At 71.0% G+C, this 12,592-nt stretch carries 14 protein-coding genes; 9 read left to right on the top strand and 5 right to left on the bottom strand.

Going from position 1 to position 12,592, the window contains the following annotated elements; all coding sequences use genetic code 11:
- Positions 1 to 3 precede the first annotated feature (3 nt).
- On the bottom strand, positions 4 to 372 hold the full coding sequence (locus tag AC3A3L_RS06095; protein WP_487639120.1) for a SpoIIAA family protein: 369 nt from the start codon (positions 370 to 372) through the stop codon (positions 4 to 6).
- A 278-nt stretch (positions 373 to 650) separates the two neighbouring features.
- Between AC3A3L_RS06095 and AC3A3L_RS06090 the strand changes: the two genes are divergently transcribed.
- Positions 651 to 1,496, top strand: coding sequence for a helix-turn-helix transcriptional regulator (locus tag AC3A3L_RS06090; protein WP_487639119.1), 846 nt, complete (start codon positions 651 to 653; stop codon positions 1,494 to 1,496).
- Positions 1,497 to 1,512: 16 nt separating this feature from the next.
- Here AC3A3L_RS06090 and AC3A3L_RS06085 read toward each other — a convergent pair whose 3' ends face one another.
- The 3 genes from AC3A3L_RS06085 to AC3A3L_RS06075 are packed head-to-tail and all read right to left on the bottom strand — an operon-like array spanning position 1,513 to position 3,901.
- Positions 1,513 to 2,244, bottom strand: a complete 732-nt coding sequence (locus AC3A3L_RS06085; RefSeq protein WP_487639118.1) for a hypothetical protein — start codon at positions 2,242 to 2,244, stop codon at positions 1,513 to 1,515.
- Complete coding sequence (locus AC3A3L_RS06080; protein WP_487639117.1) at positions 2,241 to 3,470, bottom strand: NRAMP family divalent metal transporter; 1,230 nt, start codon at positions 3,468 to 3,470, stop codon at positions 2,241 to 2,243. The genes AC3A3L_RS06085 and AC3A3L_RS06080 overlap by 4 nt, the downstream gene beginning before the upstream one ends.
- The gene (locus tag AC3A3L_RS06075) at positions 3,467 to 3,901 is read right to left on the bottom strand and encodes a hypothetical protein (protein WP_487639116.1); all 435 of its coding nucleotides are present in this window, start codon (positions 3,899 to 3,901) and stop codon (positions 3,467 to 3,469) included. The genes AC3A3L_RS06080 and AC3A3L_RS06075 overlap by 4 nt, the downstream gene beginning before the upstream one ends.
- A gap of 236 nt (positions 3,902 to 4,137) precedes the next feature.
- Here AC3A3L_RS06075 and AC3A3L_RS06070 point away from each other — a divergent pair, with 236 nt between their 5' ends.
- Both AC3A3L_RS06070 and AC3A3L_RS06065 read left to right on the top strand, forming a co-directional pair.
- The gene (locus tag AC3A3L_RS06070) at positions 4,138 to 4,416 is read left to right on the top strand and encodes a GlsB/YeaQ/YmgE family stress response membrane protein (protein ID WP_487639115.1); all 279 of its coding nucleotides are present in this window, start codon (positions 4,138 to 4,140) and stop codon (positions 4,414 to 4,416) included.
- Positions 4,417 to 4,529: 113 nt separating this feature from the next.
- Positions 4,530 to 4,973, top strand: a complete 444-nt coding sequence (locus tag AC3A3L_RS06065) for an ANTAR domain-containing protein (RefSeq protein ID WP_487639114.1) — start codon at positions 4,530 to 4,532, stop codon at positions 4,971 to 4,973.
- 11 nt (positions 4,974 to 4,984) lie between these two features.
- Here AC3A3L_RS06065 and AC3A3L_RS06060 read toward each other — a convergent pair whose 3' ends face one another.
- A complete protein-coding gene (locus AC3A3L_RS06060) occupies positions 4,985 to 5,998 on the bottom strand; it encodes a LacI family DNA-binding transcriptional regulator (RefSeq protein ID WP_487639113.1) in 1,014 nt (337 codons plus the stop codon).
- A gap of 198 nt (positions 5,999 to 6,196) precedes the next feature.
- On the opposite strand from AC3A3L_RS06060, the gene AC3A3L_RS06055 reads away from it, so the two are divergent.
- From AC3A3L_RS06055 to rhaI, 6 genes are all read left to right on the top strand, one after another.
- Entirely contained in the window at positions 6,197 to 7,714 is a 1,518-nt protein-coding gene (locus tag AC3A3L_RS06055) for a sugar ABC transporter ATP-binding protein (RefSeq protein WP_487639112.1), read from the top strand.
- A complete protein-coding gene (locus AC3A3L_RS06050; RefSeq protein WP_487639111.1) occupies positions 7,711 to 8,793 on the top strand; it encodes an ABC transporter permease in 1,083 nt (360 codons plus the stop codon). The genes AC3A3L_RS06055 and AC3A3L_RS06050 overlap by 4 nt, the downstream gene beginning before the upstream one ends.
- Positions 8,790 to 9,839 (top strand): ABC transporter permease, encoded by a 1,050-nt coding sequence (locus AC3A3L_RS06045; protein WP_487639110.1) that lies wholly within the window; start codon positions 8,790 to 8,792, stop codon positions 9,837 to 9,839. Before AC3A3L_RS06050 ends, AC3A3L_RS06045 begins: the two co-directional genes overlap by 4 nt.
- 21 nt (positions 9,840 to 9,860) lie before the next feature.
- Positions 9,861 to 10,907 carry a rhamnose ABC transporter substrate-binding protein gene (gene rhaS / locus AC3A3L_RS06040; RefSeq protein ID WP_487639109.1) on the top strand — a complete coding sequence of 349 codons (1,047 nt, stop codon included), beginning with the start codon at positions 9,861 to 9,863 and terminating at the stop codon, positions 10,905 to 10,907.
- An 86-nt stretch (positions 10,908 to 10,993) separates the two neighbouring features.
- Positions 10,994 to 11,374 (top strand): L-rhamnose mutarotase, encoded by a 381-nt coding sequence (locus AC3A3L_RS06035; RefSeq protein ID WP_487639108.1) that lies wholly within the window; start codon positions 10,994 to 10,996, stop codon positions 11,372 to 11,374.
- Positions 11,374 to 12,537: an L-rhamnose isomerase gene (rhaI, locus tag AC3A3L_RS06030; RefSeq protein ID WP_487639107.1), complete on the top strand. Its 1,164-nt coding sequence runs from the start codon at positions 11,374 to 11,376 to the stop codon at positions 12,535 to 12,537. Before AC3A3L_RS06035 ends, rhaI begins: the two co-directional genes overlap by 1 nt.
- The last annotated feature ends 55 nt before the right edge of the window (positions 12,538 to 12,592 follow it).

Here is a 12,592-nt window from a genome sequence, read left to right as displayed (position 1 = left end):
GCGTCAGTCCCTGGTCGCCGCCCAGCGCGTTGCCGCCTCCCGCTCCGCGAGCGGGAAGGCGCGGGCCTGTCCCGGGAGCAGGATGCTGAAGACCTTCATGGCCGGCCCCACCCAGCGTGCGTCCGAGACGACCGCGATCCGCTCGAAGGACGACGGGTGGCGGGCACCGAGCTTGAGGTCCTCCCACACCGCCTCTCCCTCGTACTCGTCGAAGTCCGGGCCGAGGACGTAGAGGAGGCGCACCTTGCCGTGCTCGGCGATCGCCGCCTCGACGGCCGGCACCAGGACCTCCTCGTAGTCCTCCTCCTCGACGTCGTCGATCGCCTCGAGGCCGAGGACGCCGGCGGGCATGTCATCGAGAACCCTGATCACGTGATCACTCTCCCTCCGCCGGCGACGCTAGGTGCGCCGGCACCCGTCCCGGATCACCCGCAGCGGACGAGGTGACCGGCGGTCGGCCCTACCGCTCGGGCGACGACAGGCGTACAAAGGAGGTGTCCGCGGCACGAGGCAGGGTGGTCGGGCCCGCTCGGTGGCGGCCAAACCGGGGCTGTAGTCGGACTCGCCCGGGGGCGGCGCCACAGCGCGCGTCGTCTTGAACGGTCACCGCCGCACCACCCTCGTGACGTGGGAAGGCGGATTGTGACGAGATGACCCAGCTGTCGGTCCAGAGGACCGAGCGCAGCGAGGCCGCAGCGTTCCTCGACCAGCTCTACTGGCTCGAGATCGAGCCGCCGGAGCCCGCCGGCGCGAGCAGCGCCAACGGCGTGCCCGAGGGCCGGCTCGGCTCCCGGATCGGTCACCGCCACAACCTGTGGCGCGCCGGTGACGTGTGCGTCGCCGTCGACGCCGGCTGCATCTGGATGACCGTCGTCCGCGACTGCGACTTCGACACGGTGGTGATCGATCCCGCCACCTTCGCCGCTGTCGCACAGTCCGCCGACCACCACTCGGTGGCCCTCACCGGCGACGCGCCGGTCTCGGCCGAGGCCGCGCAGCTGTGGCAGGCGGCGTTCGAGTACGCCCAGCGCGTGGCGACGCGACCCGGCCTGACCCCCCTGGTCGCCGGGCTGACGGCGAGGATGCTGGCTGCGACCGCACTGACCACCTTTCCCAACAACGCGCTTCTCGATCCCACCCTCGGGGACCGCCACGACGCCCATCCCGCCACCGTCCGCCGCGCCGTCGCGTTCATCGAGTCCAACCCCGACGTCGACCTGACCGTCGCCGACATCGCCGGCGCCGCCTTCGTCACCCCTCGCGCCGTCCAGCTCGCGTTCCGCCGCCACCTCGACACGACCCCGATGGCCTTCCTGCGGCGTGTGCGACTGGAACGCGCCCACGCCGACCTCCAGTCGGCCGACCGCGACGACACCACCGTCAGCACCGTCGCCAACCGCTGGGGCTTCGCCAACCCCGGTCGTTTCGCCGCCCAGTACCGCAGCGCCTACGGGAACCAGCCCAGCGTCACGCTCGCCGGCCACCCCGGCACGTGACCGACCAGGACGGGAGTCAGCTGTCGTCGCCCGGTTGGACCCGGCGGCCGGGGCCGCTCGACGGGTCGTGCTCGCGCTCGTCGGCGAGGAGGCGCCGGGGGCCGCGGGCGGCGACGGTGCCGTCCGTCCAGTCGATGGCGCACTGGTCGACGGCGACGACCCACGACCCGCGATGCCACCACCGGACGAGGGCGGCGACGGCCCAGGGCCCCATTCCCTTCGTGCGGTCGTAGCCGAGCATCGAGCCCGGACCGCCGCGGCCGACGACGAGCTCGTGCACCACGAGACCTTGCCCGGCCACGGGGCGAGCGCGGACGTCGATGACCCGGCCGGCGGACGCGCCCTCGTGGGTGACGTGCCCACCCAGGAGCAGGGCCAGGCGCACCCGGCCGGGGGCCAGCGCGGGAGCGGGCGGTGCCGCACCGGCACGTCGCGTGCGGAGGCGTACGCCGCTGTCGAGCCGCTCGACCAGCGCGAGGTCGATTCGGTCCGGGACGTGGCGGCCGGGGCGCTGCGGGGCCGCGGCGACGTACAGCTCGTGGCCGCGCCGCCAGAGCCGGGGCAGCAGCGCGTTCGCGCCGAGCAGCAGGCCGGAGACGACCAGGGTGCCGTCGTCCTCGCGGGTGAGCTCGACATCGTCCACCTTGCCCACGAGTGCCCCCTCGGCGTCCTGCACCTGGCGGTCGAGGAGGTGCAGCGCGAGGTCGAGCCCGTGCTCGAACCGGCCGCCCGGCGCCACGGCGCTCACTGGCCCATCCCCGTGACGACCATGAGCGGGATCGCGGCGACCGCTGCGACCAGGATGAGCACCAGGTAGACGGTCCCGAGCAGGTTGGTGAAGCGGCTGTTGACGTGGGCGCCGAGGTAGTCCGGGTCGTTGGCGATCACCAGGATCGGGAAGTACGTCAGCGGCAGGGCCACCGCGGAGAACACCACCGACACCTCGGTGACCTTGATCGGGTCCACGCCGGTCAGCAGCACGCCGGCGGCCGCGAGGGTGCACATGACCAGGACGGTGTGGAAGGCGACGGCCGCCCCGGGACGGACGTACTTGCCCCACTGCACGCCGACGTACTGCGCCAGCGAGTAGCCGACGGACAGCCCGGTCTCGCACGCGGCGCCGAAGGTCGCGGCGACGAAGCCCAGGACGGCGACGGCGACGCCGATCTTGCCCAGCGCCTCGGCGACGGGCAGCGCCGTCTGCCCCAGCGTGTCGACCATGATCCCGTCGGGCTGGAGGACCACCGCGGCGCACCCGGCGATGGCGAGCGACAGCGCGCCGCCCAGCGGGAAGCCGATGAACACGTTGGCCCGCATGGTCGCGAGGTCCTTGACGGTCCACCGCTCCTCGACGCCGCCGGAGGAGAAGAAGAAGACCTCGTAGGGCGTCATGGCGGCCCCGAACAGCGCCACGGCGTAGTAGGACCAGGTGGTCCAGGACTCGCTCTCCGGCTTGTCGACCGTCACCGCCTGGTGGACGAGCGAGCCCCAGTCGGGGCCGAGCTGCCAGAGGGCGACGGCGAAGACGACCAGTGCCAGGCCGAGCAGCCCCAGGACGTTCTCGATCGCGCTGAACTTCGCCCGCCACAGCAGGAGCCACACCGCGAGAGCGACGAACGGCACCCAGAGCAGCTCGTGGACGGAGGTGACCAGCTGGAGGGAGAGCGCCACGCCGCCGATCTCGGCGATGAAGGTGAGGAACGTGACGCCCATCGAGCCGAGCAGGTTGAGCAGTCCGATCCGCGGCCCGAGCCGCTCGCGGACGAGGTCGAAGGTGGCGCGGCCGCTCACCGCGGCGACGCGCCCGGACATCTCGGCGTAGAGGCAGATGCCGACCACGCCCACCACGACGGCCGGCGCGATCGAGAGGCCGAAGCGCGCGCCGACCTGGGCGTTGGTGACGAGGTCGCCGATGTCGACGAAGCCGCCGATGGCGGTGAGGATGCCGAGCGCGACGGCGAAGAGCCGCTTCACTGCAGGACCGCCAGAGCGCTCGTCAGGTCGTCGGACAGCGTCTCGAGTCTCGCGTGCAGGCTGTCGTACGCCGACGCGTCGTCGGCGACCAGCGCGATCCGGGACTCGCGGACGAGGTTCGTCGCGCGAACGAGCAGGCCCGAGACCTCGGCGTCCTGGCGGCCGGTGCCGGGCGGGGGCTGCAGGCTGCTGAATGCCTGCTCCGTCGTGGCGAGCGACTCCTCGGTCTCGACCGCGGCGACGCTGGCCGACCGGCCGGGCATCCGGTCGCGGGACTCGAGGTCGACGACCAGGGCGACCGACTCGACCTGGCTCATCGTGTCCTCGAGCGTCTGCCGGGCGGTGGACCGCCAGTCCGCGGCCGACGGCTCGCTCGGGACGCAACCGGTGAGCAGGGCGGCAGCAACCAGCGCGGTCAGCGCCGTTCGCACGTGCTTCCACCCACCACAGCCGGGGACCATCCTGCTGTTCTACCGAAGGACGCCGGGTGCCGGGAGCGACACGCCTGCGCGTGCGGGCGATCACCCGAGGGCACCTCGACAGACCCCCGGCGTATGACCGGGCTCTTCTGCGGGCACCGCTGGGGGCGCGGCCTCGTCGTTCGAGGCCACCCCCAACCCGGCGCGCGCCGTGCGGAGCACGTGCGGAGCCGGAACAAGGAGACATCGTGAGCACCGCAGGCATCTTCACCGCACTCCTCGCCGGCATCGTCGTCGGCGCCCTCGGGCGCCTCATCATCCCCGGCCGCCAAGCCATCGGCTGGATCACCACGTTCGCGCTCGGACTGCTCGGAGCCTTCGTCGGCGGCTTCCTCGCCGAGGGCCTCGACATGGACGTGTGGTGGCAGATCCTGATCGTCCAGGCCGTCGTCGCCGCGATCCTGGTCGCTCTCGTCAGCGGCGCCATCCGAGGGCAGGTCACCAAGCGCCGCCGCACCACCCCCTGACCTCCGTCCGCCAGCAACCGGCCTCAGCGCGTCGTCCACGTCGACGAGCGTGGTCCGTTGGCGATGGCTCGGCCCTGCTGACGGAATCGGCTCGATCGCCGCATACTTCTGCCATGGGGAGCAGCGCAGACGGCGACCTCCAGCGCCAGATCGACGACCTCGTGGCCCAGGTGGCCACCAACCGTGCGCGGATCGACGACCTGACCTCGCGGGCGGACGCCGCGCACGTCCGTGCCGACATGGCACAGGAGCGTGCGGACGCGGCGGAGAGCCGGGTCGACCGGATGCAGGCCGACTCACTGCTCGATCGTGAGCTGATCGCCCAGCTGCAGGCCGACGGCGCCCTGGGCCGCGACCACGTCGCCCAGCTCGAGAAGGCCCTCCTGTCCTCGCGCCACATCGGCGCGGCAGTGGGGATCCTGATGGCCAGCCGGCAGGTCACCCAGGACGAGGCACTCACGATCCTGAAGGCGACGAGCCAGCAGTCCAACCGCAAGCTGTACGACGTGGCCTCGGAGCTCGTGGAGTCCGTCAACCGCCGGGTGCCCTCGAGCTAGGGGCGCGCTCCTCAGCCCAGCGTCGAGCGCCGGGCGACGAGCTCGGGGGTGAAGACCACCTGCTGGTGCTGGTGGTCGGGGTCCTCGGCCTCGTCGAGCACCAGCTCCGCGGCGCGCCGTCCGAGCTCCTGGCGGGGCTGGCGGACCGAGGTGAGGGGGACGGCGGCAGCCGCGGCGTACTCGATGTCGTCGTAGCCGACGATGGCCATGTCGCGCGGCACCGAGAGCCCGGCGATGCTGAGCTGCTGCAGCAGGCCGAGCGCGAGCAGGTCGTTGACGCAGAACGCCGCGGTCGGGCGTCGGCTGCCCGGGATGCCCATCACCCGCTCGCCCGCGGAACGTCCCTCGGCGACGGTGAGGCCATCGGTCGAGACGACGGTCAGCTGGTCGTCGGGCAGGCCCGCCGCTGCCCACGCCTCGCGCGCGCCCGCCAGGCGGTCGCGCACCTGACCGATGGTCTCCGGGCCGCCGATGAACGCGACCCGGGTGTGCCCGGCCTCGACGAGGTGCTCGACCGCCAGGCGCCCGCCGAGGACGTCGTCGACGGCCACCGAGCAGAACTCGTCGTCCTCCCGGGTGCGGTCGACGATCACCAGCGGCGTGCCGTTGCGTCGTACGTCGTCGAGGGCGGTCGCGTGCGGGTCGACCGGGGTGACCAGGATGCCCTGGACGCGCTGCTCGACGAGGTGGGCCAGGTAGTCGCCCTCCCGGGATGCCCGGTTGTCGGAGTGGCAGAGGAAGAGCGAGAGCCCCGCGGACTCGGCCGCGAGCTCTGCGCCCTGCGCGACGTCGGTGAAGAAGGGGTTGCGGGCATCGAGCAGGACGTAGGCCAGGGTCCGGCTCCGACCGGCGCGGAGCTGGCGTGCGGACTCGTTGCGGACGAACCCCAGGTCGCGCATCGCCTGCTCGACCTTGGCGCGGGTCGCGGGGGAGACCCGCTCGGGGCGGTTGAGGACGTTGCTGACGGTGCCGAGCGACACGTGGGCGCGGGCAGCGACGTCCTTGACCGAGGAGGCCTTCGCCACGACTGCCACCTCCCCCTCAGTCGTCGTCGCGAGGGTCGCGGCGCCGCATTGAAACGATTGTCGCTCGGAGCGTACGCCATCGCGGCCCTCGGCGAGGAGATCCGGTAACAGTTCGGAAATGACCCGGAACGACCCTTGACACGTGTGACGACCCTCACCTACGTTTCCGTTGAAACCTTTCAAACCACCAGGAGTCTCATGCCTGCCAGCAACACCGCCGCACCGGTGCTCGAGCTGCGCGACGTCTCGAAGTCGTTCGGACCCGTGGTCGCGCTCCGCTCCGGCAGCCTCCGCGTCGAGGCGGGCTCCATCCACGCGTTGATCGGGGAGAACGGCGCCGGCAAGTCGACCCTCGTCAAGGTCGTGGCCGGCGTCCACCGCCGCGACGCGGGCACCTTCGAGCTCGGGGGCGAGGCGGTCGACTTCTCCTCCACCGCCGAGTCCAAGAAATCGGGCGTCGCGGTGATCTACCAGGAGCCGACGCTCTTCCCCGACCTCTCGGTCACCGAGAACATCTTCATGGGTCGCCAGATCCTCGCCCGCGGCCGTCGCATCGACCGCGCGGCGATGTACGCCGAGGCGGAGCGGCTCTTCGACCGGCTCGGGGTGCGGATCGACCCCCGCCGTCCCGCCGAGGGCCTCTCGATCGCCGACCAGCAGATCATCGAGATCGCCAAGGCCATCTCGCTCGACGCCCGGCTGCTCGTCATGGACGAGCCGACCGCCGCGCTGAGCGGGGTCGAGGTCGACCGGCTCTTCGCCGTCGCCCGCAGCCTGCGCGACGAGGGTCGCGCCCTGGTCTTCATCTCCCACCGCTTCGACGAGGTCTTCGACCTCGCCGACACCGTCACCGTGATGCGCGACGGCTCCTACATCGACACCAGGACGATCGCCGACACCACGCCGTCCGAGCTGGTGTCGCTCATGGTCGGGCGCGAGGTCGACGAGCTGTTCCCCAAGGTCGCCGCCGAGATCGGCGAGCCGGTGCTGCAGGTGCGCGGGCTCAACCGCGCCGGTGTCTTCCACGACATCGACCTCGAGGTGCGCGCCGGCGAGATCGTCGGCCTGGCCGGACTGGTCGGCGCCGGGCGCAGCGAGGTCGCCCGCGCGGTCTTCGGTGTCGACTCCTACGACTCGGGGTCGGTCTCGGTGTCCGGCAAGCCGGTCAAGGGCAACGACCCCCGCTCCGCGATCCGTGCCGGGATGGCGTTCATCCCCGAGGACCGCCGCAAGCAGGGCCTCGTGATCGACTCCTCGGTCACCCGCAACGTCGCCGGCGTCATCCGCCGCAGCATCGCGAAGGCCGGGCTGCTGACCACCTCCATGGAGAACCGGGCCGCCGGCCCCTGGGCGGGACGCCTGGAGGTGAAGACCAGCGCGCTCGACATGAACGCGGCCACGATGAGCGGCGGCAACCAGCAGAAGGTCGTCATCGCCAAGTGGCTGGCCACCGACCCCAAGCTGCTGATCATCGACGAGCCCACCCGCGGCATCGACGTCGGCACCAAGGCCGAGGTGCACCGGCTGCTCTCCGAGCTCGCCGGGCAGGGCCTGGCGATCCTGATGATCTCCTCCGAGCTCCCCGAGGTCCTCGGCATGGCCGACCGCGTCGTCGTCCTGTGCGAGGGCCGCGTGACCGCCGAGATCGACCGTGCCGACGCCACCCCCGAGGCCGTCATGCACGCCGCCACCCACCACCTGGAGGACGTCCGATGAGCCACACCGACATCGAGCGCCCGCAGCCGGAAGCAGAGGTGTCCGCGAGCGAGGCACTGCTCGTCGAGCCCAGCAAGCTCTCCCCGACGCGCCGCGCGCTGACCACCGTCCTCCGCTCGCGCGAGCTGTCCATCTTCCTCGTGCTGGTCGCCGTCGTCGTGCTCGCGACCACGAAGAACAACGGCTTCATCTTCAGCAACGACGGCTGGCGCAACTTCCTGCTCAACCCGTCGATCCTGCTCCTGCTCGCCGTCGGCCAGGCCGTCGTCATCATCACCCGCAACGTCGACCTCTCGGTCGGCTCGGTGATGGCGCTGACGGCCTACCTCACCGGCCGCCTGTTCATCGAGATGCCCGACATCCCGATCGTCGCGGTGCTGGCGGCGTGCCTGCTCCTCGGCGCGGTCCTCGGCCTCGTCAACGGCGTGCTGGTGGCGTACGGCGGGGTGCCCGCGCTGGTCATCACGCTCGGCACGCTCTACATCTACCGCGGCATCATGCTCACCTGGGCCGGCAGCGACCGGATCAACGCGGGCGACCTGCCCCGCGAGTTCCTCCAGCTCGGCACCCGCTCCGTGCTCGGCATCCCCCTGCTGACGATCATGGCGCTCGTCGTCCTCGCGATCGTCGGCTACTACCTGCACACCGCTCGCGGTGGCCGCGAGCTCTACGCGATCGGCTCCGACCCGGACGCCGCGGTCCTCTACGGACTGCCCGTACGCCGCCGCCTGCTCGCCGCGTTCGTCCTCAGTGGCGCGCTGGCCGGCCTCGCCGGGGCCCTCTACACCGCCCGCTACGGCACCGTGAGCTCGAGCGTCGGCCTGGGCATCGAGCTGCAGGCCGTCGCCGCGGCGGTCATCGGCGGCGTCGCGATCTTCGGCGGCAGCGGCACGGTGTGGGGCGCCGCCATCGGCGCCTTCCTGCTCGTCACCATCAACCGGGCCCTGCCCAGCCTCGGCATCGAGGACTTCTGGCAGCGCGCCGTCGTCGGTGCCCTGATCCTCGGCGCGATCGTGCTCGACCGCGTCCTCGCCCGCAGACAGGCCCGCAAGCTCGCCGAATCGAGGGACCACTCATGAGCACCCGGACGTACGCCGACTACTCGGCGCCGCTGTGGAAGCGCTGGCTGCTGACCCGTGAGATGGCCGTCATCGCGCTGACCGTCGCCGTCTTCGTCTACGCGACCATCAACGTCGACAACTTCGACGGCCCGCTGACCGTGAAGTTCCTCCTCCAGGACATCGCGCCGATCCTGCTCATCGCGCTGCCGATGACGCTGATCATCATCACCGGCGAGATCGACCTGTCGGTGGCCAGCATCATGGGCCTGAGCAGCGTCCTGCTCGGTGTCTTCCACGACAGCGGCATGTCGATCCCGACGGCCGCGGTCCTCGCCCTGCTGGCCGGGCTGGCGTGCGGCGCCCTCAACGGCTTCCTCATCGCCTACGTCGGACTGCCGTCGCTCGCCGTCACCATCGGCACGCTCGCGCTCTTCCGCGGCATCGCGGTCGGCCTGCTCGGCACGACGGCCATCACGGACTTCACCGACAAGTGGTCCGACCTCGCCACCAACACCATCGGCGAGTCACGGATCCCGCTGGTGATGATCCCGTTCGCGGTGCTGACCGTCGCGTTCGTCGTGCTGCTGCACTTCTCCACCTTCGGGCGCGGCATCTACGAGATCGGGCTCAACGACGAGGCGGCGCACTTCACCGGCGTCAACGTCGCCCGGACCAAGTTCATCCTCTTCGTCCTCTCGGGCGTGGTGTCGGCCTTCGCCGGCATCTACTTCACCCTGCGCTACGGCTCGGCCCGCGGCGACAACGCCACCGGCTACGAGCTCCAGGTCATCGCCGCGGTGCTCCTCGGCGGCGTCTCGATCTTCGGCGGCCGCGGCCGGCTGCACGGCGTGCTCGCCGGCGTCGTGTTGATCGGCGTCATCTCCAGCGCCCTGCGCCTGGAGAGCGTGACGGTCAACGTCACCAACATCATCGTGGGCCTGCTCCTCGTGGCCTCGGTGATCCTCCCCAGTGTCCTTGCGTGGACCTCGTCGAGGTTGCCCCGCAAGGCAGCGACTCCTCCGGAGTCGCGTCCCACCCCGAGCGCCGCATCCGCCGGCGTCTAGGAACACGAAAGGCAGACCCACATGAAGTTCCACACCCGGCGGCCGATCGCTCTGGCTGCGATCATCCTCACCGCCTCCGCGGCCCTCACCGCGTGCGGCAGCGACGATGACGGCGGCGACAGCGGCTCCAGCGGCGGTGACGGTGGCGGCTCGCTGAGCATGACGATGCTCCCGAAGAACCTCGGCAACCCGTACTTCGACACCAGCACCGCCGGTGCGGAGGAGGCGGCCGACGACCTCGGCGCCGAGCTCGAGGAGGTCGGTCCCGAGACCGCCAGCCCCGACGCCCAGGTGTCCTACATCAACACCGTCGCCCAGCAGGGCAAGGACGCCCTGATCCTGTCGGCCAACGACCCCGAGGCGCTGTGCGACGCGATCGACGAGGCCCGCAGCGCCGACGTCAAGGTCGTCACCTTCGACGCCGACACCAACCCCGAGTGCCGTGACCTGTTCGTCAACCAGGCCACCGCCGAGGGCATCGCGTCCAAGCAGCTCGAGCTGATCTCCGAGCAGATCGGTGGCAAGGGCGAGATCGCGATCCTGTCCGCCGCGGCCAACGCGACGAACCAGAACGCGTGGATCGACATGATGGAGCAGGAGCTCGCCGACAACCCCGACTACGCCGACATCGAGCTCGTCGACACGGTCTACGGCGACGACGACGACCAGAAGTCGTTCGACCAGACCGAGGCGCTGCTGCAGAACCACCCCGACCTCAAGGGCATCATCTCGCCCACCACGGTCGGCATCGCGGCCGCGGCCCGCTACCTGTCGGACTCCTCCTCCAAGGGCAAGGTCGCGCTGACCGGTCTGGGTACGCCGAACCAGATGCGCGAGTACGTCGAGAACGGCACCGTCGAGTCCTTCGCGCTGTGGAACCCCAGCGACCTCGGCGCCCTGGCCACCTACGCCGCGGCCGCGCTGGCCAACGGTGACATCTCGGGCGAGGAGGGCGACTCCTTCGAGGCGGGTGACCTCGGCGAGTTCACGGTCGACGCCGACGGCGTCGTCCTGCTCGGTGAGCCGTTCACCTTCAACGCCGACAACATCGGCGACTTCGACTTCTGAGTCGAACGCACTGCTCCGCTGGTCGAGGAGGCCCGCCTCCTCGACCAGCGGATCCCACCCCCACCACCACCCGCGAGGAGACCGCGATGCACCGCGTCTGCTTCACCCTGCAGGTCCGCACGGACCGCATGGAGGAGTACGCCGAGCGCCACGCCGCCGTGTGGCCCGAGATGCTCCGCGCCCTCCACGACACCGGCTGGACCAACTACTCCCTCTTCCTGCGCGAGGACGGCCTGCTCGTCGGCTACCTCGAGACGCCCGACCTGGCCGCCGCGCAGGAGGGCATGGCCCGCACCGACGTGAACGCCCGGTGGCAGGCCGAGATGGCCGAGTTCTTCGTCGACCTCGACCTCCCGCCCGACCAGGGCTTCTGGCAGCTGGGCGAGGTCTTCCACCTCGAGGACCAGCTCGCCGCACTCACCCCCGACGACACCCACTCGAACACCCACACAGCTCAGGACCAGTGATGACCAGCTTCTCCACCATCAGCGACCGACTCGGCGAACTCGCGATCGAGGTGCCGTCCTGGGCCTACGGCAACTCGGGCACCCGCTTCCGGGTCTTCGGCACCCCCGGCACCCCGCGCACCGTCGAGGAGAAGATCGCCGACGCCGCGACCGTCCACCGGTTCACCGGGCTCGCGCCGTCGGTGGCGCTCCACATCCCGTGGGACGAGGTCGACGACTACGGCGCGCTCACGGCGTATGCCAAGGAGCAGGGCGTCGCGCTCGGCACGATCAACTCCAACACCTTCCAGGACGACGACTACAAGCTCGGCGCCCTCACCCACACCGACCCGAAGGTGCGGCAGAAGGCGATCGACCACCACTTCGCCTGCATCGAGGTGATGAACCAGACCGGGTCGCAGGACCTGAAGATCTGGCTCGCCGAGGGCACCAACTACCCCGGCCAGGGCGACATGCGCGCCCGCCAGGACCGCCTCGCCGAGAGCCTGAGCACGATCTACGACCGGCTCTCCGACGACCAGCGGCTCGTGCTCGAGTACAAGTTCTTCGAGCCGGCGTTCTACCACACCGACGTCCCGGACTGGGGCACGTCGTACGCCCACGTGGCCGCCCTCGGCGACCGCGCCAAGGTGTGCCTCGACACCGGCCACCACGCGCCCGGCACCAACATCGAGTTCATCGTGGCCCAGCTGCTGCGCCTCGGGAAGCTCGGCTCGTTCGACTTCAACAGCCGCTTCTACGCCGACGACGACCTCATCGTCGGTGCGGCCGACCCGTTCCAGCTGTTCCGGATCATGGTCGAGGTCATCCGCGGCGGCGGCTTCGGCGCGGAGAGCGACGTCGCGCTGATGCTCGACCAGTGCCACAACATCGAGGACAAGATCCCGGGCCAGATCCGCTCGGTGCTCAACGTCCAGGAGATGACCGCCCGCGCGCTGCTCCTCGACACCCCGGCCCTCGACGAGGCCCGGTCCGCCGGCGACGTGCTGCGCGCCAACGAGATCTTCATGGACGCCTTCTACACCGACGTACGCCGCGACCTGGCGGCCTGGCGCGAGGAGCGGGGCCTGCCCGCCGACCCGATGCGCGCCTACCTCGAGTCGGGCTACCAGCAGCAGATCGAGGCCGACCGCGTCGGCGGCTCGCAAGCCGGCTGGAACTGACCGCACCCCCCACACCGGTCTCGTGACGGTCGCTGCGCGACCTCCTCGACCATCG

This window comes from Nocardioides sp. Soil_C_8 (genome assembly GCF_057656315.1).
This window is presented reverse-complemented; position numbering and strand designations above follow the sequence as displayed.